The sequence below is a fragment of the Rhodanobacter sp. IGA1.0 genome, from assembly GCF_040208325.1.
GTDB classification, from domain to species: domain Bacteria; phylum Pseudomonadota; class Gammaproteobacteria; order Xanthomonadales; family Rhodanobacteraceae; genus Rhodanobacter; species Rhodanobacter spathiphylli.
In genome coordinates this window covers 1,841,014-1,861,190 of record NZ_CP157948.1, presented here as the reverse complement: position 1 = coordinate 1,861,190, position 20,177 = coordinate 1,841,014, and the positions used below count along the sequence as shown (strand labels likewise).

Genomic DNA, 20,177 nt, shown 5'->3' with positions numbered 1-20,177 from the left:
TGGAGATTATCGTGTGGTCGGGGGGGAGTGCAAGACGACCGGGATGGACGATGCGAGCGCGGACATTGCATTCGTCCGCGCCTCGTTTCGAAGTGATCGATGGTTCCCGATGGGACTGCCGGAAGAATCCGCTTCAGTCGGCTGAGGAATCCGGTGCCGGACTCTTTTGACCCGCGAACCAACGCAACACCAGCACCACCAGCGGAAACATCAAGGCGGTAACGGCCAGGCCCGCATATTCGAAGCGCGCACCTTCGATCACGTGCTCAAGGCGAAGCACGCCCTGTCCGTCGAAACCGGCCATGAAGCGATAACACATGTTGCCGCCCCAATGGATGCCGATGCTCATCCAGATCGCGCCGGTCCTGAGCACGGTATACGCCAGGGACACGCCGAGAACGGCAGAAAACAGCAGGTTGAAGGGGTCGATGCCCTCGTTCCAGCTGTCGTCCAGCGCATACACCGCGGTGGTGATCAGCAGGTACCAAGCCATCAGGTTGAAGCGGCGGCAGAACGCCAGCCCGTAGCCACGGATCATCAGGTCGTTGATCGCCGAGGCCAGCAACATCCCGACCAGCGCCTGGCCCAGCATCGGCAGGACGAAACTCCAGTCACGCCAGCCCACCACGTCGAACTTGCCCATGCCGAAGTACAGCAGGTTCTTCAGCGCCCAGACTCCAAAGCCGATGGCAAAGCCCAGTCCCAGCGAGGACAGCCAGCCCGGTGAACGGCCCAGCCCCACCGTCTGCATCCTGGTGATGCCCAGCCCGAAGCGGCAAAGCCCATACGCCAGCAGGAAGAAGCCCGCCACGTAGGTCAGCCAGACCGGCAGCGCGAAACCCGCCACCCGCGGCACCAGGTTGACGTAGAGATCGAGCAGGATGAAAACCGGCAACCAGCGCAAGACAGCGGCAAGACGATTCATGGTGTCGGGACAGGGTCGATGGCGTGGCGCCCGCCATGCGTGACGTGGTGGACGGGCCGTTAATTGTGGATGTCCGATCCTTTCGGATGTGCCAAGTCTGCAGTGTCCGGCGCGGTCCTGTCACGGGTTTCTTCCCCTTCGTTCTCAACCCACTCGCGCCGTGGATGACTGGCCCTGAAGCGGCCATCTCCCCGGGCACACCCGGGGAGATGGCCGGCATGGCGACGACCGGTCAGAAGCTGGCCGTCACGCGCGCGTACCAGAATGCGCCGTTGAAGCCGAACGGCGAGGTGAGCGCGTACTTGACGCCAAGGAACTGCAGCGTGGCGTTCTGCTCCTTGCCGGGGTAGGTGTTAAAGACGTTGTTGCCGCCGATGGCCACCGTGAAGGTGTCGTTGAACTTGTAGCTGGCCTCCAGATCGAGCAGCGTCTTGCCGCTGTAGTGATTCACGTCATCCGGCGGGTTGTTGCTGCCGAACAGGCCGACCGTCGTGCTCCAGCTGCCGTAACGGTTGACCCGCGCGATGGCTTCGAACCGGTGCAGGTTGTAGTCGAAGCTGAGCACCGACCGGCTCCTGGGCACCTGGTGTTCGAGGTCGTACACGAAATCGTCGTTGAGCGTGTCCGGCTGCACCTTGACCACGTTCTGCTTGTTCTGGTTGTAGCGGAAGTCGATGTTGAGCCCGCCATTGCCCAGCTGATGACGTGTATCGACCACGAAGTCGATGCCACGGATGTCGGACCCGAACGCATTGCCGAAATAGCTGGCGTCGCTGCCGAGCAGCAGCTGCGCGTTTGGATAGCCGCCGGCGGCGAGCTGGTCGACGGTGGCCTGGGTCACGCTGTTGCTGACCAGGCCGATGCGGTCGTCGATCCTGATCCGGTAGTAGTCCAGCGTCGTCGTGACGTTGTCGAGCGGCGTCCACACGGCGCCGACGGAAAGGCTCCTGGAGGTTTCGGTCTTCAGCGGCCTGGAACCGAGCGCGCGCGCCACCGGGTTGTCGACCGGATAGGTGCCACTGGGAATCAGGCCGCCCTGGGCGTTCGCCGTGGTGGTGACATTCAGCGTGTTCGCCTGGCCCGGGGTCGGTGTACGGAAGCCGGTGTTGCACGTACCGCGCAGCGCGAACGCGTCGGTGAACGCGTAACGGCTGGAAAGCTTGTACACGATCTTGGAGCCGTAGTTGTCCGCACGCTCGTAGCGCACGGCCGCCGCGCCCGACCACTGGTCGGTGAAGTTCGTCTCGGCGTCGACGTAGGCGGCCTCGCTGTTCTGCGTGAAGCGCCCGGCCGCGTTGGCCGGGAAGCCCTGGAAGGCATCCGAGCCCACCCCGAACACCGACGCGGTCGGCCCCACCTCGATCGAACCGGCGTCGCCCTGGTGAATGATGTAGGTCTCCTGGCGCCAGTTCGCGCCAAAGGCGAGCGTGAGCGGCGAGTCGTCGAACGAACGGACGAAATCCGCACCGGCGCCCTGCTCGCGCTGGGTCAGCTTGCCGGGGTGGAAGTTGGTGGGCGACAGGTTGCCCAGGCTCGGGTTGATCGAACCTTTCAGCTGGTAGTCGACCTCGTTGCTGCCGGTGCGGTAATGCACGTCCCACTGCAGGTTGCCCTGCCCGCCGCCACGCACGCCGCCGACCAGCTGGTGATCGCTGATGTCCGCACCGAACAGCGGGCTGTAGCCGCCCGGGAACTGCGTGTAGATCGGGTTCAGCAGCACCCAGCCGCTCGGGCTCGCCGCGTTGGCCGTCAGGTAGTTCGCCGGGTCGCCGCCACCGGCCACGATGCTGTCCACCAGCGACTGGGGCGCGTTCGCCGGGGTCAGCGTGCCATCGGCGTAGCTGACCAGGGTGGAGCGGCCGCTGATGCCGTCCTGGGCCGGCAAGACCGGGTTGCGATAGAAGAAGCTGGACAGGACCTTCTTGCCCATGAAGCTGCCCGTGGCGTAGAGCTGCGCGTCGCCGGCCAGCGGCAGGCCGGCATTGACGAACAGCTTGTTGGTCTTGGTCTGCGGGTCGCCCCAGCGCTGGCCGAAGCCGTCGTACGGCACCTGGTCCGCACCGACCACGGCCGCGACCGCCGCCGCGTCCGCTTGCGGCATCCCGCGCGAGGTGGGGTCGGTGGTTTCGCGCTCGGCACTCACGTGCACGAAGCCATCGGCGCCGAGCGGGAATCCCGCATCGGCGTCGTAGCGCCGCAGGTTGCCGTCGCCCTTGCCGTACTGGCCCGTCTGCGCGCTGACCGTCACGCCCGAGGGCGCCTTCTTGAGGATGACGTTGACCACACCGGCGATCGCGTCCGATCCATACAGCACCGAGGCGCCATCACGCAGCACTTCGACGCGCTCGATCGCGTTGGACGGGAACACCGAGAAATCGACCGCCTGCGCGCCCTGGTTGAAGGTACCGAGCGGATCGATCTGCAGGTTGACCAGCGCCGAACGATGGAAGCGCACGCCGTCGACCAGCACCAGGGTCTGGTCGGGCGACAGGTTGCGCAGCGATACCGGCCGCACGAACGACGTGCCGTCGGCGATGGGAAAGCGCTGGGTAGTCAGCGACGGCACGACATTGGTCAGCGCGTCGGTAAGGTCAGCCGACGACTGCTTCGCGATCTGGCTGCCGCTGAACGCGTCGATCGGCGAGATCGAAGAGGTCGGCGACAGGCCGGCCCGGTGCGTGCCGGTCACCACCACTTCCTGCAGGGTGGTGGTCGACTTGGCCTTCGCCGCATGGTTGCTTCCCTGTACCGCGGTCGCCTGGCCGGCCTGGGCCTGTCCACTGTCCGACGCGCCTGCGTCCTGCGCCTGCACCGAGCACGCGACCAGCGCCGCGGCGGCAAGCGCCGCGCGAATGGCCCGCAAAAGAACCACGTTGATCCCTGCATGGATATGCATGTTGTCTCCCTCCGGATGGCCCCCTGCACTCCCCCTCGACGCAAACTACTCCGCCCCCTGGCGCCGAAAAAGGCCGCCATTGGCAGTACGTGCGCGGGATCACTTTCGTGGCGACAACCTTGCCGCCGGGTGCACTCGTCACCGCACCGCGGTGAGCATGAGGCCAGATCGCCAGTCCCCGTGAAGGCCCGGATCGACTGCGTGGCAGGCGGTGATTCGGCCCAGTCCACGAGTGCGTACACGCCGGTGCAGGATGAACTTCTCAAAAGAAGGCCACGCTGGCGGGGCTCAACAGGGAACGGGGGGAACGGGGGAGAGTCAGGGCGACTTGATTTCCTCCGTCCCGTTTCTCGGGATCAAACTCGATCTCACCCGCATGGGTCACGCGCATGCGTCACGCCCGCGACGTCGTTCGCCCATTTGTTCGTGATCTCCCGGACGGTCATGCAGGATGCTCCCCTGAACATGCCGCCGATAACGCTTTCAGGTTCGAAATGGATCAGCGGTGCGCATCACTGTGCGCCGCCACGAAGCTGCGCAGCACATCGTTGATCCGCGTCTGGTAACCCGTGCCGCCGCTCTTGAAGTAGTCCAGCACTTCCCGGTCGATGCGCAAGGTCACCTGCGCCTTGGGCTCGCTGCGCACGGGGCGATGCGTTGCCCAGAATTCCGGCGACAGGGCGGGAATGTCGCGGTAATCGATATCGACATCGGGTTTGTCCGCCACGGCCTGCAGACGCTTGCGCTGCGCGGCGGTTGGTTGTGTCGGGCGCTTGGGATCAAGTTTGTGCTTCATGATAGAAGGCTCGTTCCTGGGCATTGGCCTTGCGGGCCGAGATGATGCGGATGACTTCGCCGTGGACGCCGCGCTCGGTATGGGCCACCACCAACAACACTGGACTCACCCAACCGATACTCAGCCAACGCTCCTCGCCGTAGTCGTCACGATCATCGACCACGTCGATTCGCCAGGGTCGAGAAAAACGTACGCAGCGTCCTCGAACGCGATGCCGTGCTTGCGCAGATTGAGTGCCGCCTTGGCGTCGTCCCACTCGAAGTCCATATCCGTTGGCTTCTTGATGTGTAGTTACGCATTGTAGTTATACTTGGGCGGGTGTCAAATTCCGGAGACGCGGAGAAGATGCGGGGGTGGTCACGCCCCCAGAGTGCCGAGCGTGGTTCTTCTGTAAGCGTCCGGTGAAGCCACCTTTCCCCTGTTCCGGCGAGGCGTTGCCATAGCCTCTTTGTCCCGGAGGCAAGGTGATGAGTGTTGATGCGGTAGGTGGTGTGGAAGGGGTCAAGGGGGATATCTATTGGCTGGTCGGTGGGGCGGTGGATTTCCGCTGCGGTGCGGAGCGGCTGCTGACGCATGTGCGCGAGGCGTTGGGCCGCAACCCGCTGGACGGCAGCGCGTTTGTGTTTCGCAACCGTCGCTCGAACCGGATCAAGGTGCTGCGGGTGGATGCGCAAGGCGTGTGGTTGGCGACGCGCCGTCTGCATGAAGGCCGGTTCCATGGGGTCCCGGCGCATGAGCGGTTGGCCTCATTGACGCGCCGGCAGTTCCGTTGGCTGTGCGCGGGCGTGGACTGGCAGCGCCTGGGTGCACCGATGCCGCTTGAAAAAAGCGTGTGACCGGTTACGCTGCGCTGCCATGGCTCGCACAGCGCTCAACGACATTTCGGACGTCCAAACGCTGCGCTCGATGGTGCTGGAGCAGCAGGCGAGGATCGCCGCCCACGAACACACCATCGCCCAGCGTGACCACGCCATCGCGTTCAAGGACGCGAAGATCAGCAAGCTCACGCACGAGATCGCGCGCCTGCGCCGCGTGCAGTTCGCGGCCCGGTCCGAGCGCATGGATCCGGCCCAGCGCGAGCTGTTCGACGAGGCGATGGCAGCGGACATCGCCGCGCTGGAGAGCGAGCTGGAGGCACTGCGCGAACCGGCCAGGCCGGCGGCTCGTCCGTCGCCCAAGCCGGCTCGCCGCCCGTTGCCGCCGGAGTTGCCGCGCATCGAGACGATCCATGCGCCGGCCTCGTGCGATTGCGCCACCTGTGGCGCGGCGCTGGTGAAGATCGGCGAGCACGTCAGCGAAAAGCTGGACGTCGAGCCGATGACCTTCTTCGTGCGCCGTGACGTCCACCCGCAGTACGCCTGCCGCCGCTGCGAGACGGTCGTCGCCGAGCCAGTGGCGCCGGCCATCCTCGACCGCGGCATCGCCGCACCGGGCCTGCTGGCCCAGGTCGCCATCCAGAAGTACACCGACCATCTTCCGCTGTATCGGCAGGAGGCGATCTTTGCGCGCGCCGGCATCACCTTGTCGCGCACGACCCTGGCCGAGTGGATCGGCGCCGTGGGCGTGGCGCTGCAGCCGCTGGTGGACGTGCTGCGCACGCGACTGCGGCAGTCACCCGTGCTGCACGCCGACGAAGCCCCGGTGGCCCAGCTCGACCCGGGCGCCGGCAAAACCAAGCGCGCCTACCTATTCGCCTACCGCAGCACCGGTGCGCAGCCCGTCGTCGTCTTCGACTACTGCGCCAGCCGTGCCGGCAAGCATGCGGCGGCGTTCCTCGACACCTGGCGCGGCGCACTGATGGTGGATGACTACAGCGGCTACAAGGCGCTGTTTGCCGCCGGCGTCACCGAACTGGCTTGCTGGGCGCATGCGCGGCGTACCTTCGTCGATACGCACAAGGCCAGCGGCAGCCCGCTGGCCAAAGAGGCGATCGAACGCATCGGCGAGCTCTACGCCATCGAAGCCAAGCTGCGCGACCTCGACGACACCACACGCCTGCGCGAACGACGAAAACATCTCGCGCCACGGCTCGATGCCTTCAAACGCTGGCTGGATGAGCTCCAGCCCAAGGCGCTGGGCAACAGCGGCCTGAGCCGGGCCATCGACTACACACGCCGACGCTGGAGCGCCCTCGTGCGCCTCCTCGACGACGGCGCCTGGCCGATCGACAACAACCCCATCGAAAACGCCATCCGCCCCATCGCCGTCGGCCGCAAGAACTGGCTCTTCGCCGGCTCGGAAACCGCCGGCCGGCGCGCCGCCGCCCTCATGAGCCTCCTCGCCACCGCCAAGGCCAACGGCCTCGAACCCCATGCCTGGCTCACCGACACGCTCACTCGCCTGCCGACCACCAAGGATCGCGACATCGCCTCTCTGTTGCCGCTGGCATAGCTCGCAGCCTTACTCAAGGTGAGGTTGGCGGACGCTTACGTTCTTCTGACCCAGCGCTCGGCACGGAAAGCGTGGTGGCCAGCACGGGTGGAGTAGCGGGCGGCACCCCGGAACCAAGATTGGCCCTGACACCTTTTCTCTATCCTTCGGTTGTCCAGATTTTTTCCAGACGAATTCGTCGACGACGCAGGCAGGATGCCGTAGTCGAACATCGGCGCAGCCGATGGCCCGAAGGGCGAGGCACGGGATGCAAGATTGTCCCCGGCACCTTTTCTCTCTGATCTACCCTTGTTCACGCAGGAAGAGATTTTTGCAAAGCGTCGAAATGCGGTTTGTCCTCCCTAATCAGTGTCATCACCTCTTCAACAACAGCCTCGATGTCCGCGATGAGGTTCGTGTTGGTCGCAAGACGCTCGATACTTTCTAGATGGCTGAAATGATGAAGAAGCTTCGTGACACGGTGGGCTTTTTCCCTTCCAAAAAGCTCAGTGGCTCGCTGGTCAACGGTACTCTCTGGCCAAGGCAATCTCATGTAGGTATAGAGCTCCACAAATCTGCGCATGGCATTGGGCAAGGACAGCAGGTGCTCAACGTCTGCCTTGTCAGGGTTGGCATGAAAAGCATGAATGACACTGAAGAGATAGTGGTACTCAGACGTGTACTTCATCATCGACGCCGGCAGGTCTTCCAGGGTCGAAGTCGTTGGTGTCAAGCGCCGAACCATGAAATAAGCCGTTTTTTTCTTGTTGCAAGGCAGCTTCTTGAGCAGCTCAAAAAATTCAAAGTTGTGCGTTGCGATGAAAATTTGCTTACACGCAGTCACCCATTCCTCGTTGTTTCCCTGCCCTACCACCTTCTTAAAAAAGGCGCTTTCAATCATCGAATAGACCTGGAAGACATGGTTGCTGTCGAGGCTTGAGATAGGGTCGTCGATGTAGACGATGACCTGGGCTAGATCCTTGTGCTCTTCGAGCTTTGTCAGAAAGAAAGCAAAGGCAATGGCCGTCCGTTCTCCATCACTTAAATTCCGAGCAGGAACACTCCTTCTGGTCAATTGAAAGCGGTCGGCTTCATCTACCTTGACCACCGTTATCTCGATAGTTCCTGAGCCCAGAAGCGTCGCAATTCGTTCATTCAGACGTTCTCGCCCTTTTTGCGAACGGTCGATTCTGGCGTAAAGCTCCGCGATGTCATCTTTGAGTCGAAGTCCAATAGAATGGAAACGGCTCTTGTGCCGCTCAAGCAAGGCCTTGGTCAGAGCGGCCTCACTGAGCTTTGCATCGGTGTAAAACTGTGCAGCAAAGTGTTTCTTCAATCTGCTGATGGCCGACTTTTTCTGTTGTGAGAAGTCGTCACTGATCTGATTGTTTTCCCTAATGGTCGCATTTGCCTGTTCGTATGCATGCACTAGCAAGGGCGCGACCGATGGAAAAATTAGTGGAGCATCGACCTCGTCAAACGGGCTCGAAAGCTTGTCGTGAAGCGCCGCCAACACACTCTGAAGATCCCGGTTGTAGGCCTCGGTGACAGTTGCCAACTCAGTATTGCGAGCACTCAAGATTTCAGCAAACTTGGGAGAGAAATCATTCTTCTCCAGTTTCGCCGGCTCCAATGTGCCCGTACCCACACGAGCCACCAACGCTGTCACTGAACCGTCCCGGGATTCTCGGAGGCTCCAACTCTTGAGAGGATGGAGCGATGGAAACCCCGAAGAAGAAGTCCCCAACGTACTCACGTGAGGTCCGGGAGCGCGCAGTCCGGATGGTGTTCGAACACAGGGCGGAGCACCCGTCGCAGTGGGCCGCGATCGAGTCGATCGCCGGCAAGATCGGCTGCACGGCGCAGACGCTGTGCAACTGGGTGCGCCAGGCCGAGCGTGACCAAGGGCTGCGGCCCGGAGCCACGAGCGAGGAGCAGACCCGGATCAAGGCGCTGGAACGCGAGGTGCGCGAACTGCGCCAGGCCAACGAGATCCTGCGCAAGGCCAGTGCGTATTTTGCCCAGGCGGAGCTCGACCGCCGGTTCAAGCCATGAGGGCGTTCATCGACGAGCACCGGGGCGTCTATGGGGTCGAGCCGATCTGCAAGGCATTGCCGATCGCCCCGTCGACGTACTACCTGCACGCAGCCCGGCGAGCCGATCCGGCCAAGACACCGCTACGCGTCCAGCGAGACGAGCGACTGTGTGCCGACATCCAGCGGGTGTGGAATGAGAACCGCCGGGTCTACGGCGTGCGTAAAGTCTGGCGACAGCTGCGGCGTGAATCGGTCGATGTGGCACGCTGCACGGTGGCGCGGCTGATGAAGCGGCAGGGGTTGCGTGGCGTGATCCGCGGCAAGGGCGTGAAGACGACCGTCAGCGACACGGCGGCGCCCTGTCCGCTGGACCGTGTGAACCGGCAGTTCCGGGCCGCTCGTCCGAATGCGCTGTGGGTGGCCGACTTCACGTACGTGTCGACCTGGCAGGGACACCTGTACGTGGCCTTCGTAATCGATGTGTACGCGCGTCGCATCGTCGGCTGGAAGGTGTCGAGCACGATGCGCACGGATTTCGTGCTCGATGCCCTGGAACAGGCACTGCATGCACGCAAGCCGTTCGACGAGGGCCGTCTGATTCATCACAGCGACCGCGGATCGCAATATGTGTCCATTCGCTATACCGAGCGCCTGGCCGAGGCCGGCATCGACGCCTCGGTCGGCAGTGTCGGCGACTCGTACGACAACGCCTTGGCCGAGACGATCAATGGCCTGTACAAGGCCGAGGTGATTCATCGGCGCTCCTGGCCGAACCGTAAGGCCGTGGAATGGGCCACCTTGGACTGGGTGGACTGGTTCAATCACAAACGCTTGCTGGGGCCGATCGGGAACATCCCGCCGGCGGAAGCCGAGGCGGCTTACTATCGGCAACAGATTGCGCTGCCCAAGGCAGCGTGACTCAAACCAAACAGCCTCCGGGAAAACCGGGGCGGTTCACACCGCAGCCTTGTGGTTGATGAGATCTTGTGAAAAATGGCCATGAAGCTCATTGATGCGGTCAGCTGTCAGAGTGTTGCCACAAAACTCACAGGCCTCTTTTCCGACGTGCAAGGCCAAGCCGTCCTCAACCCAGTCTGAAACGGCTTTGTTGGTGCGAAGGTAGTCAATGGTCTTCGAGAATGCGGGCTTTGCAGCGAGAACCTTCAACGCGTCCGCCAACAGTGTTGGCAACGTCAACTGAGGCTGGATCAGTGAAGTAACGGACTTGAGTTTGTCCTTCTCAGCCGTCAGAGCCAGCTTAATATCGTCGGCGTACTGAACTTCCGTAAGCAATGCTTCAGACAGGTCTTGTCCGAGTGCGTTGACTTCATTGGTCAGGTGGACGGCGGTAAATGCATCCACCAGTTGAAGGCTTGTCTTGATGCGTTTGGCACCGGTCGTTTTGGCCTCGGCGACCTGAGCATCTACTGCAACTACCGCTCTTTGTTTGGCGGCAAAGCCGGTGCGACACCGTGCCAAGTAATCATTGAGAGGAGCAATCTTCTTTTCAGCTTCGGCGGCGTCTTCACCGAGAAGCAAGATAGGTTGAAAGTCGCTCCCGTTCCAACTCAGATTTGATGCAACGAAGTCAGAGTTGAACACCTCAACAACTTTGGTGCAGGTGGCAAGCGTGGCTTCTGTGACGGATTGATTTTGCTGGTCAAGGATGGAAAAAGTCGCCCCGCCAAAGTCGACATTGGGCGCCTTCGAGCCGAGCATCGCGAACAACCGCGACAGCGTCGTTTTCCCAGAATAGTTCCAGCCATAGATGATGTTCTTGTCAAGAAAATCGGATAGGCCGGCCGTCTTGGAAAAGTCCTCGAAAACTCCGAATTTTCGAAGCCGCTGGATCGACTTGATCATCTCTGCCCCTGAGGCGTTGAAGCAAGTACAGGGAAGTCAGAAGAGCCCTAGCCACCACATCCAGCCCCCTGTTTGCGTGATGACTTGAGCATACGCCTGAGCAAGGGTGACCGCACGAACCCGAGCCAAGAACGCGGTTCACTTTCCCCTTGAGGATGGTGGGGAGAGTGGGATTGTTCCGCTCATCTGAGCCTCACCCCTCCGCGCTACGCGCTCTGGGGCCAGCCTGCGGCTGTCCGAATTCGTTTCAGACGAATTTGTCGACGACGCAGGCGGGGTGCCGTAGCGGAACATCGGTGCAGCCGATGGCCCGCAGGACGAGGCACAGGATGTGCCGAGTAACCCGGGTGGGTTCTCACCCAGTCCTCACCATCAGAAAAGCAAAACGCCCCACTCGGGGCGTTTTGCTTTTCTGGCGGAGAGAGTGGGATTCGAACCCACGGAAGGTTTGACCCTTCGCCGGTTTTCAAGACCGGTGCCTTAAACCGCTCGGCCATCTCTCCAAAACTCGTTGTCCTGCTGCAGGGCGCGCTCTGCGCGCCACTACGGCAGTTTTGTTCCGGGCATCCTGCCCTTCACCCCTTCGGGGCCAGCGGCTGCGCCGCTGTCCGCTTCGGCTTCCTGCCTCCGCGTCAAGACTGCTGCCTTAAACCACTAGGCCATCTCTCCATGAATCTTTCACCAGCAGGTTGCTCTGCCGGCAAGCGTGCAAGCTTATCAGGAACCCAGCGGCGGACTACCGCTGCGGCCCTTCTTCGACAGCGCCATCAGGCACCCCACCAGAATCGCCACCGGAATCAGCGCACCCAGCAGCGGGAACAGCAGCACCGGTTCGCGAATGACCATCGGCACCAGTTGGGTGGCGCTGGCGAAGGCGATGATGCACAGGCGCAGGCGGCGGTTGTGGCGGGCGAACCAGAAGCTGCCGATGACCAGCAGCAGTGCGATGACCGACAGTGCCAGGTCGATCTTCGGCATCTGCCATACGCCATCGAAACCGAGGCGCATGCCGAGGACCGAGAGCAGCACCAGCATCAGGAAGTAGCTGGTGTAGAACTCGACCTTGTCCCACTTGCCGGTCGATGCGACCACGGTGTTCACGCGATGCGATCCAGCCCGCCCATGTACGGGCGCAGCACTTCGGGCACGGTGATCGAGCCGTCGGCGTTCTGGTTGTTTTCCATCACGGCGATCAGGGTGCGGCCGATGGCGAGGCCGGAGCCGTTCAAGGTGTGCACCAGTTCGGGCTTGCCGGTTTCCGCGTTGCGCACGCGGGCCTGCAGGCGGCGGGCCTGGAAGTCTTCGCAGTTGGAGCAGCTGGAGATTTCGCGGTAGGTCTGCTGGCTGGGCAGCCACACTTCGAGGTCGTAGGTCTTGGTGGCGCCGAAGCCCATGTCTCCGGTGCACAGGAGCATCTTGCGGTACGGCAGGCCGAGTTTCTGCAGCACGGTTTCGGCGTGGCCGACCATCTCTTCGAGCTGCGCGTAGGACTGCTCGGCGCGGGCGACGTGCACCATCTCGACTTTCTCGAACTGGTGCTGGCGGATCATGCCGCGGGTGTCGCGGCCGTAGCTGCCGGCCTCGGCGCGGAAGCACAGGGTGTGCGCGGTCATGCGCAGCGGCAGCGCGTCGGCGTCCTGGATGGTGTCGCGCACCAGGTTGGTCAGCGAGACTTCGGCGGTGGGGATCAGGTAGCGCCTGGTCTCGCCCACTTCGGTGGCGAACAGGTCTTCCTCGAACTTCGGCAGCTGGCCGGTGCCCTGCATGGTGTCGGCGTTGACGATCACCGGCACGTTGCATTCGAGGTAGCCGTGTTCGCCGGTGTGCAGGTCGAGCATGAACTGGCCGAGTGCGCGGTGCAGGTGGGCGAGCTGGCCGCGCAGCACGGTGAAGCGCGCGCCGGACAGCTTGGCACCGGCGTCGCCGTCGAGCCAGCCGTGGGTTTCGCCCAGCTCGACGTGATCCTTCACCGCGAAGTCGAACGTGCGTGGCGTGCCCCAGCGGCTGGTTTCGACGTTGCCGTGTTCGTCCTTGCCGATCGGCACCGACTCGTGCGGGATGTTCGGGATGCCCAGCGCGATGTCGGCGAGCTTCGCCTGCACCTCGGCCAGCGCCTGTTCGTTGGCCTTGAGCTTGTCGCCGATGCCGGCGACTTCGGCCATCAGCGGCGCCACGTCCTCGCCCTTGGCCTTGGCCTGGCCGATCGCCTTGGAGCGGGTGTTGCGCAGGTTCTGCAGTTCCTGCGTTTCCATCGCCAGCTGCTTGCGGCTGTTCTCCAGCGCCTCGACCGCGACGATGTCCAGTGTGTAGCCGCGGGTTTCGGCGAGGCGTGCGGCGGTTTCGGCGAGGCGCGAACGCAGCAGGGAGGGATCCAGCATGAGCGAAGTCCGGGTGAAGGCTTGAACCGGGAATTATCGCTGGGGGGTGGTGGTGGCTGCAATGTTGATGCGGAGTGCGGCTTTTGGTCTGGGGGCGCAAGTGTGCGTTGGGTGGCTGCTTGTTTTCGTGGGGGCTTCACCCCTCCCCAGCCCTCCCCTGCTGCACGCAGGGGAGGGAGCAAAAACCGGCTCCGCGAAGCGGATACCGGGAGCTCAACTGGCGAGTTTGCGTTCGCTGCGGCCCAGCCACCAGGCCATCGCGGCGCCGGCGAGCAGCCAGCCGACGAGTTGTTCGACCAGGGCGGCCAGGGTGAAGTCGAGCGGGAAGCGATACCAGTTCCAGTACGGCAGCACCGTGCTCAGCCAGGCGAACACGGCGGCGGTGGCCGCCACGCCGATGCGCCGGCGGAAGCCCATTCCGGCCAGTCCGAGGATGCAGGCCAGCGCCAGGGCGGCGAGCGTGTCCGATGCCCATTGCCGTCCGATCTGCGGACCCATCTGCATCATGTCGTCGCCTTGCGGCAGGTAGACCACCCACGCATACGGCGAGCTCGCAGCCTTGGCCGAGTAGGCCTTCATCACCGCCTCGTCGCCCATCCTTTTCGGGTCCAGCGACGGCAGGATGTAGAGGCCGGGCTGGTTGCCCAGCCCTTCGTGCAGGCTGTTCAACACCACGTCCTCGTGGGCCGGCAGTTGGATGCCGACATCGCCCAGCCCCAGCGCCATGTGCGCCAGCACGCCCCACATGAAGATCACGATGCCGCCGATCAGACCCGCCACGAGTATGCGCATGGTTCTCCCCTCCCCGGTTGACGGCACGAATCTATGCCCGGCATCACGGCGACGGCAAGGGGGCGTGCAACAGCGCCGTCAGCCGCCGCGGGCCTTTTCGCGGGCGGCGCGCAGGGCCAGCAGTTTCTCGCGCAATTGCAATTCCAGGCCACGTTCGACCGGTTCGTAGAACACGCTTCCGACCAGTTCGTCGGGCAGGCACTGCTGGTCCAGCGCGATGCCGCCTTCGGCGTCGTGGTCGTACTGGTAGCCCTTGCCGTAGCCGAGGCCCTTCATCAGCTTGGTGGGCGCGTTGCGCAGGTGCATCGGCACGTCCAGCGTGCCGCCCTGGCGCACCGCGTCGCGGGCCTTGTTGTAGGCCATGTACGCCGCGTTGCTCTTGGGCGAGATCGCCAGCCAGATCGCCAGCTGGGCCAGGCCCAGCTCGCCCTCGGGACTGCCCAGGCGCTCGTAGGTATCCCACGCGTCCAGCGCCATGCGCCAGGCGCGCGGCTCGGCCAGGCCCACGTCCTCGACCGCCATGCGGGTCATGCGGCGCGCGAGGTACAGCGGGTCGACGCCACCGTCGAGCATGCGGCACAGCCAGTACACGGCGGCGTCGGGATCGGACGAGCGCACCGACTTGTGCAGCGCCGAGATCTGGTCGTAGAACTGCTCGCCCTGCTTGTCGAAGCGGCGGGTGCGGTCGGCCAGCACCTGGCTCAGGGTGGCTTCGTCGATGGTGCGCTCGTGGGCCAGCTCGGCGGCGATTTCCAGCAGGGTCAGCGCGCGGCGCACGTCACCGTCGGCCGCCTGGGCGATCGACTCCAGCGATGCGTCGGACACCTGCAACTGCAGCTCGCCGAGGCCGCGCTCGGCGTCGGCCAGGGCGCGCTTCAGCGCGGCGATGATGTCCGCGGTGGAGACCGGCTCCAGCACATGCACGCGGCAGCGCGACAGCAGCGCCGAGTTCAGCTCGAACGAGGGATTCTCGGTGGTGGCGCCGATGAAGATGATCACGCCGCGTTCGATGTGCGGCAGGAACGCGTCCTGCTGGGTCTTGTTGAAGCGGTGCACCTCGTCCACGAACAGCACGGTGCGCCGGCCCTGGGCGAAGTTCACCTCAGCCTCGGCCAGCGCCTTGCGCACGTCCGGCAGGCCGGACAGCACGGCCGAGATCGCGCGGAAATCCGCGTCGGCGTAGCGGGCCACCAGCAGGGCCAGCGTGGTCTTGCCGCAGCCGGGCGGGCCCCACAGCACCATCGAATGGATCTTGCCGGCCTCCAGCGCGCGGCGCAGCGCCTTGTCCGGGCCGACCAGACGCTGCTGGCCCACGATTTCGTCGATGCTGGTGGGGCGCATGCGCTCGGCCAGCGGCTTGAGCGCTTCGGGTTCGGCGAACAGGCCAGGGGAAACGGGGGAAGTCGGGCGTGGCATCGGGCCATGATAAGCCATCGTCCCGGCACCGGCCGGGCTCCGGAAAACTCGCAAAATACCGCTAGAATGGCGGCACCTTGCGGCCCACGTCCGCACGGACAGGCCGGGGGCGCGGGCGGGATGAAGTCGGCTACAGGGGAATCGTTCAAGCGGACCACCTTGCGGGCGGGCGCAAGCGGCGCGCGCCTGCCATGCGGCCTGCTTGATCCGTGACGCGGTCGAAGCTCCAGTTGCGCTGCGCGACCCTGGTCGGGTTGTTGCTGTGCCTGCTGATGGCGTTCGCGCCAGCCCGGGCCAGCGGCACCGATCCCTGGTCGCCGTTCGATGCGCCGTGGTTCAGCACCCTGGACATCGCCGAGGGCATTCCCCACTCCACCACCACGGCCGTGGTGCAGGATCGCAGCGGGCTGATCTGGATCGGCACCATCGGCGGGCTGGTTCGCTACGACGGGTATCGCGTCGAAGTGCTGGGCACCCGCAACCACAACAGCCCCGGCCTGCCTGACAACTATGTGCGTTCGCTGTACGCGCTGCCCGATGGCGGCCTGCTGATCGGCACCAATGCCGGCGGACTGGTCCGGTTCGACCCGGGCGACAACAGCTTCAAGGTGTATCCGGTGGGCCCGCAGGGCCTGTCCGATCACAAGGTCTACGCCATCAGCAGCGATCGCGCCGGTGGCGTGTGGGTCGCCACCGAAGGCGGACTCGACCATCTGGACCTGGCCAGCGGCGTCATTCGCCGGGTCGACACCGGCAAGGCGACGGTCGCGCGCAATTTCAGCGTGCTGCAGGATCGTGAAGGCAACGTCTGGCTGGGCAACAACAGCGGCCTGTTCGTGCGCCGCGCGGGCAGCGACACGTTCGTGCGCGAAGCCTCCACCGACCAGGACGCCAGCACGGTGCTCGGCGACCAGATCTGGAGCATCCTGCTGGATCACGCGGGGCGGCTGTGGGTGGGCAGCGTGCAGGCCGGCGCCGCCTGGCGCGACGCCGACGGCCACTGGCACGGCGTGCCCGGGTTCAGCGGCTACGCCAACGGTGCACGCCATCCCACCGTGCGCGACATGCTGGAGGTGGCCGACGACAAGGTGTGGATCGCCACCGATGGCAACGGCGTCATCGAGTACACGCCCGGCAATCCCGCCACCCACGCGATCGCCCACGACCCGGCGGTGCATTCGTCGCTGCCGGGCGACTCGGTGCGTTCGCTGCTGCTGGATCGTGCCGGCAATCTGTGGGCCGCCACCGATCTCGGCGTGGCGCGCACGCACCGCGGGGTTCACACCGCGTTCTCGCTGCTGCCCTCGCCGCTGGATCCCAATGCGCTGAGCACGTCCAATGTGCGCGCGATCTTCGTCGACAGTCGTGGCCGGATCTGGCTGGGCCTGGGCGCCGGACACATCGACATCATCGACCTGAAAGCCGGGCGCATGCAGCACCTGCTGCTGGCCGGCAGCCAGATCCAGCGTGGCGTGCACAGCATCACCGAAGCCGCCGACGGCTCGATCCTGGTTGGCACGCAGGGCCTGGCGCGGATTGACCCGGACACGCTGGCGATCGAGAACTCGATCGTGCCTGAGCTGCACGACAAGCCCGTCCTGGGCCTGAAGCCCGACGGCGACCGGGTGGTGATCGGCACCTACGACGGCATCTACCGCTACGACCCCGCCACGCATGCGCTGGAACACCTCGGCCACCGTGCCGGCGATCCGGCCAGCCTGGCCAGCAACACGGTGCGCGAGATCGTGCGCGTGGGCAGCGAATGGTGGTACGCCACCAGTCGCGGCATCAGCATTGCCCACGGCAACAGCCTGCCCGCCGGCTTCACCAACTTGCTGCACCGTCGCGGCGACCCCACCAGCCTGCCGCAGGACTACATCAGCTCGCTGATGGCCGCCGCGGACGGGCGTGTGTGGGCCAGCACGCTGGGCGGGCTCAGCGTGCTGCACAAGCAGGACGACGGCGCCTGGAGTGCACGGACCATCGGCACCGGCGACGGCCTGTCCAGCGACAACATCAACACCGTGCTGGCCGATGACGGCGGACAGATCTGGGCCAGCCTTTCGAACGGCGTGGCGCGGATCGACAGCCAGACCCTGGCGGTGGCCAACCTCGGCGCCCGCGACGGCCTGCACATCGCCAGCTACGTCAGCATCGCCGCGGCCCGCGCACCCAGCGGCGAACTGCTGTTCGGTGGCCAGGCCGGGCTGACCGTGATCCGCCCGCACTGGCAGCCGCCGACCAGCGCGCTGGCCCCGCTGGTGATCACCCGCGCCGAGATCAATGGCGTGCTGGTGCCGTTCGGCAAGCTGCCCGGCGACGGCGGCAGCATCCGGATCGACGGCGACACCCACAACCTGCGCCTGAACTTCGCCCTGCTCGACTACCAGGCCGCGATGGAGACGACGTACCGCTATCGCCTGGAAGGTTTCGACCAGAGCTGGACCGACATCCCCAAGGGCAGCGCGCCCAGCGCCAACTACACCAACCTGCCCCACGGCAGCTACCGGCTGCGCCTGGTGGCGACCACCCAGGGCCTGCAGCCGCGCACGGCCGAGACGCAGCTGACGGTGCAGGTCAGCCCGTACTGGTACGAGACCACGCGCACCCGGATCGCCGCCGCCATCCTGCTGCTGGGGCTGATCGTGCTGCTGGTGCACCTGCGCACGCTCTACCTGCGGCATCAGGCACGCCGACTGCAGCGCGAGATCGACGAGCACACGCGGGCGCTGCTGGCCGCCAATCGACGACTCGACGAACTGGCCAGCACCGACGGACTGACCGGCGTGTTCAACCGCCGGCGCTTCCTGGAACTGGTGCGCACGCTCAGCGAGAAGTCGCCCGACGGCGTCGCCTGCATGGCCCTGTTCGACCTGGACCGCTTCAAGCTGATCAACGACACGCATGGTCACCAGGCCGGCGACACGGTGATCTGCCAGGCAGTCGAGGTGATCACGCGGCATTGCCGGCACACCGACCTGATCGGCCGCTACGGCGGCGAGGAATTCGTGCTGTGCCTGCCCGATACCCACCTGCAGCAGGCGCACGAGATCATCGAGCGCATCCGCATCGAACTGGCCGGCATGACCCTGGTCCACGACGGCTCGCCGGTGATGGTGACGGCCAGCATCGGCATCGCCCAGCGGCAGCCCCACGAAGCCTTCGAATCGTGGTTGTCGCGCACCGACAAGGCGCTGTACCAGGCCAAGCGCAACGGCCGCAACTGCTGCGCCCTGGCCAGCTGAAAGCGGGCCAGGATCAGCGACCACCCAGCTGAAAGCGGGCTTGGCTCAGCGACTGTCCGGCGGAAGCCGGCCTCGATCAGCCGACGCCGGCGCGCCGTTCCATGCTGATCCGGTACTGGCGGTAGATGCTGTAGCCAAGGCCGCACAGGCCGGTGAGCGCCGCCGGCACCAGCAAGGTGCGCTCCTGCATCAGCTTGAACAGCAGCGCGCCGGCCGCGCCGCCGAGGGTGAAGGCGGTGACCACCAGCACGCAGACGCGGATGCGCAAGGTATCGACCTGCAGGCCGCGCAGGCGTTGCCCGATGTAGATGCCCAGGTCGGTGAACATGCCCGACACGTGGGTGGTGCGGAACACCATGCCGCTGTATGTGCTGGCCATGCCGTTCTGCAGGCCGATGGCGATCGATGCCAGGTAGATCCCCGCCGGATTGCCGCGGGTCATCAGTGGTACGGCGGCAAACAGCAGCAGCGACTCCAGCACCAGCGCGAGTCCGTAGCGGCGGCCGAGCTTGAGCGTGTGCTGCTGCACGATGATGCCGCTGAGCACGGCGCCAAAGACGAAGGCCGCGACCGACAACCCCCAGTGCACGATTTCGGTTCCATCGGCAGTGCCCAGCGACGCGCCCAGCAGGGTCGTCGATCCGGTCAGGTTGGTGATCGCCTGGTGGCGGAAGCCGAGGTAGCCGGCCGCATTGACGATGCCGGCAATGAAGGCCAGCACGCCGCCGCCCACCCAGGCCCAACCCGGCAACTGACGCAGGACGGGCATCGGCGGATCAGTCTTTCAGCGGCTGGGTGGTGATCACCGGCAGGTCGCCGATCACGTCGGCGCCCTTCGGCGGCACGAAGTTGAAGGTGGCCGGCGGAATCGGCGCGTTGCGCTGCCAGTGGGAAAAGCGGATGTCGGTGGTGGAACCGAGCTGGTCGCGGAACGTCATGCGGGCCAGGCCATCGGCGTCGAAGCCGAGGTCGGCGTAGTCGAACTGCGGGTCCTTCGCGGTGGAACTGAGCCGCAGCCAGACCAGTCCGTCATGCTCGCCCTGCTCGACGACCTTGAAGTCACGGTCCATCTGCTTGAGGTCGGTCAGCACGGTGAGCGGGCTGTGCGATTCCTCGCTGCTCTGGATGCGCACCGTCACCTGCTCCAGCTCCGGGTCGTACAGCCACACCCGGCTGCCGTCGGCGACGATGGTCTGCTGGTACGGCTTCACGGTGTCCCAGCGGAACTGCCGCGGCGCCTGCAGGGCCAGCGTGCCGGAACTGTTCTTGCTGGTGCTGCCGTTGATGTCGGTCAGGGTCTGGCTGAAATTGCCGGTCAGCGAATGCAGGCCAGTGGCAAAGGCATCCAGCCGCGCCCGCGCCGGGCCGGTGGCGGCCTGCGCCGCGGCACTCAGCAACAGCACGGCAGCGGACAGGACGAGCATGAAGCGTTTCATCGGATTCCCCGAGAATGACGATGG

17 protein-coding genes, 1 tRNA gene and 1 other annotated feature are annotated in these 20,177 nt (G+C 64.8%); of the genes, 4 read left to right on the top strand and 14 right to left on the bottom strand.

From position 1 onward, the window contains the following. Window positions 1-133: 133 nt before the first annotated feature. The 5 genes from ABNK63_RS08395 to ABNK63_RS08375 all read right to left on the bottom strand — a co-directional run bounded on the left by ABNK63_RS08395 (window position 134) and on the right by ABNK63_RS08375 (window position 4,884). The gene (locus ABNK63_RS08395) at window positions 134-925 is read right to left on the bottom strand and encodes a CPBP family intramembrane glutamic endopeptidase (protein ID WP_350017159.1); all 792 of its coding nucleotides are present in this window, start codon (window positions 923-925) and stop codon (window positions 134-136) included. Window positions 926-1,157: 232 nt separating this feature from the next. Next, complete coding sequence (locus ABNK63_RS08390) at window positions 1,158-3,821, bottom strand: TonB-dependent receptor (RefSeq protein ID WP_350017158.1); 2,664 nt, start codon at window positions 3,819-3,821, stop codon at window positions 1,158-1,160. A 499-nt stretch (window positions 3,822-4,320) separates the two neighbouring features. After that, window positions 4,321-4,617 (bottom strand): BrnA antitoxin family protein, encoded by a 297-nt coding sequence (locus ABNK63_RS08385; RefSeq protein WP_350017157.1) that lies wholly within the window; start codon window positions 4,615-4,617, stop codon window positions 4,321-4,323. Beyond that, the gene (locus ABNK63_RS08380) at window positions 4,601-4,786 is read right to left on the bottom strand and encodes a BrnT family toxin (protein WP_343122152.1); all 186 of its coding nucleotides are present in this window, start codon (window positions 4,784-4,786) and stop codon (window positions 4,601-4,603) included. The genes ABNK63_RS08385 and ABNK63_RS08380 overlap by 17 nt, the downstream gene beginning before the upstream one ends. Further along, window positions 4,738-4,884 (bottom strand): BrnT family toxin, encoded by a 147-nt coding sequence (locus ABNK63_RS08375; protein ID WP_007808775.1) that lies wholly within the window; start codon window positions 4,882-4,884, stop codon window positions 4,738-4,740. Before ABNK63_RS08375 ends, ABNK63_RS08380 begins: the two co-directional genes overlap by 49 nt. 200 nt (window positions 4,885-5,084) lie before the next feature. Between ABNK63_RS08375 and tnpB the strand changes: the two genes are divergently transcribed. Together tnpB and ABNK63_RS08365 are read left to right on the top strand one after the other, a co-directional pair. Then, complete coding sequence (tnpB, locus tag ABNK63_RS08370; RefSeq protein WP_350017156.1) at window positions 5,085-5,453, top strand: IS66 family insertion sequence element accessory protein TnpB; 369 nt, start codon at window positions 5,085-5,087, stop codon at window positions 5,451-5,453. A 19-nt stretch (window positions 5,454-5,472) separates the two neighbouring features. After that, complete coding sequence (locus ABNK63_RS08365) at window positions 5,473-7,008, top strand: IS66 family transposase (protein ID WP_350017155.1); 1,536 nt, start codon at window positions 5,473-5,475, stop codon at window positions 7,006-7,008. 292 nt (window positions 7,009-7,300) lie between these two features. Here the strand turns inward: ABNK63_RS08365 and ABNK63_RS08360 are convergent, their stop codons facing one another. Continuing rightward, window positions 7,301-8,656 carry an AAA family ATPase gene (locus tag ABNK63_RS08360; protein WP_350017154.1) on the bottom strand — a complete coding sequence of 452 codons (1,356 nt, stop codon included), beginning with the start codon at window positions 8,654-8,656 and terminating at the stop codon, window positions 7,301-7,303. Window positions 8,657-8,706: 50 nt separating this feature from the next. On the opposite strand from ABNK63_RS08360, the gene ABNK63_RS08355 reads away from it, so the two are divergent. After that, a protein-coding gene (locus ABNK63_RS08355) for an IS3 family transposase (protein ID WP_350015806.1) occupies window positions 8,707-9,941 on the top strand; the annotation gives its coding sequence in 2 pieces (ribosomal slippage) (window positions 8,707-9,004 and window positions 9,004-9,941; 1,236 coding nt in all). Next, window positions 8,997-9,113 (top strand) — a sequence feature (AL1L pseudoknot). (Overlaps the previous gene by 117 nt.) 36 nt (window positions 9,942-9,977) lie before the next feature. Here ABNK63_RS08355 and ABNK63_RS08350 read toward each other — a convergent pair. From ABNK63_RS08350 to ABNK63_RS08325, 6 genes are all read right to left on the bottom strand, one after another. After that, window positions 9,978-10,886, bottom strand: a complete 909-nt coding sequence (locus ABNK63_RS08350; RefSeq protein ID WP_350017153.1) for an AAA family ATPase — start codon at window positions 10,884-10,886, stop codon at window positions 9,978-9,980. A gap of 413 nt (window positions 10,887-11,299) precedes the next feature. Further along, a tRNA-Ser gene (locus ABNK63_RS08345) sits at window positions 11,300-11,389 on the bottom strand. 214 nt (window positions 11,390-11,603) lie between these two features. Then, window positions 11,604-11,987, bottom strand: a complete 384-nt coding sequence (locus tag ABNK63_RS08340; RefSeq protein WP_007805565.1) for a hypothetical protein — start codon at window positions 11,985-11,987, stop codon at window positions 11,604-11,606. After that, window positions 11,984-13,264, bottom strand: coding sequence for a serine--tRNA ligase (serS, locus tag ABNK63_RS08335; RefSeq protein WP_350017152.1), 1,281 nt, complete (start codon window positions 13,262-13,264; stop codon window positions 11,984-11,986). The genes ABNK63_RS08340 and serS overlap by 4 nt, the downstream gene beginning before the upstream one ends. 213 nt (window positions 13,265-13,477) lie before the next feature. After that, window positions 13,478-14,056 (bottom strand): hypothetical protein, encoded by a 579-nt coding sequence (locus ABNK63_RS08330; protein WP_350017151.1) that lies wholly within the window; start codon window positions 14,054-14,056, stop codon window positions 13,478-13,480. Window positions 14,057-14,134: 78 nt separating this feature from the next. Next, a complete protein-coding gene (locus ABNK63_RS08325) occupies window positions 14,135-15,490 on the bottom strand; it encodes a replication-associated recombination protein A (protein WP_350017150.1) in 1,356 nt (451 codons plus the stop codon). A gap of 212 nt (window positions 15,491-15,702) precedes the next feature. Here ABNK63_RS08325 and ABNK63_RS08320 point away from each other — a divergent pair, with 212 nt between their 5' ends. Continuing rightward, on the top strand, window positions 15,703-18,717 hold the full coding sequence (locus tag ABNK63_RS08320; protein ID WP_350017149.1) for a diguanylate cyclase: 3,015 nt from the start codon (window positions 15,703-15,705) through the stop codon (window positions 18,715-18,717). A gap of 76 nt (window positions 18,718-18,793) precedes the next feature. On the opposite strand, the gene ABNK63_RS08315 is transcribed toward ABNK63_RS08320, so the two are convergent. Then, window positions 18,794-19,486 (bottom strand): YoaK family protein, encoded by a 693-nt coding sequence (locus ABNK63_RS08315; RefSeq protein ID WP_350017148.1) that lies wholly within the window; start codon window positions 19,484-19,486, stop codon window positions 18,794-18,796. A gap of 7 nt (window positions 19,487-19,493) precedes the next feature. Next, window positions 19,494-20,153, bottom strand: a complete 660-nt coding sequence (gene lolA, locus ABNK63_RS08310) for an outer membrane lipoprotein chaperone LolA (RefSeq protein ID WP_007805553.1) — start codon at window positions 20,151-20,153, stop codon at window positions 19,494-19,496. Between the last annotated feature and the right edge of the window lie 24 nt (window positions 20,154-20,177).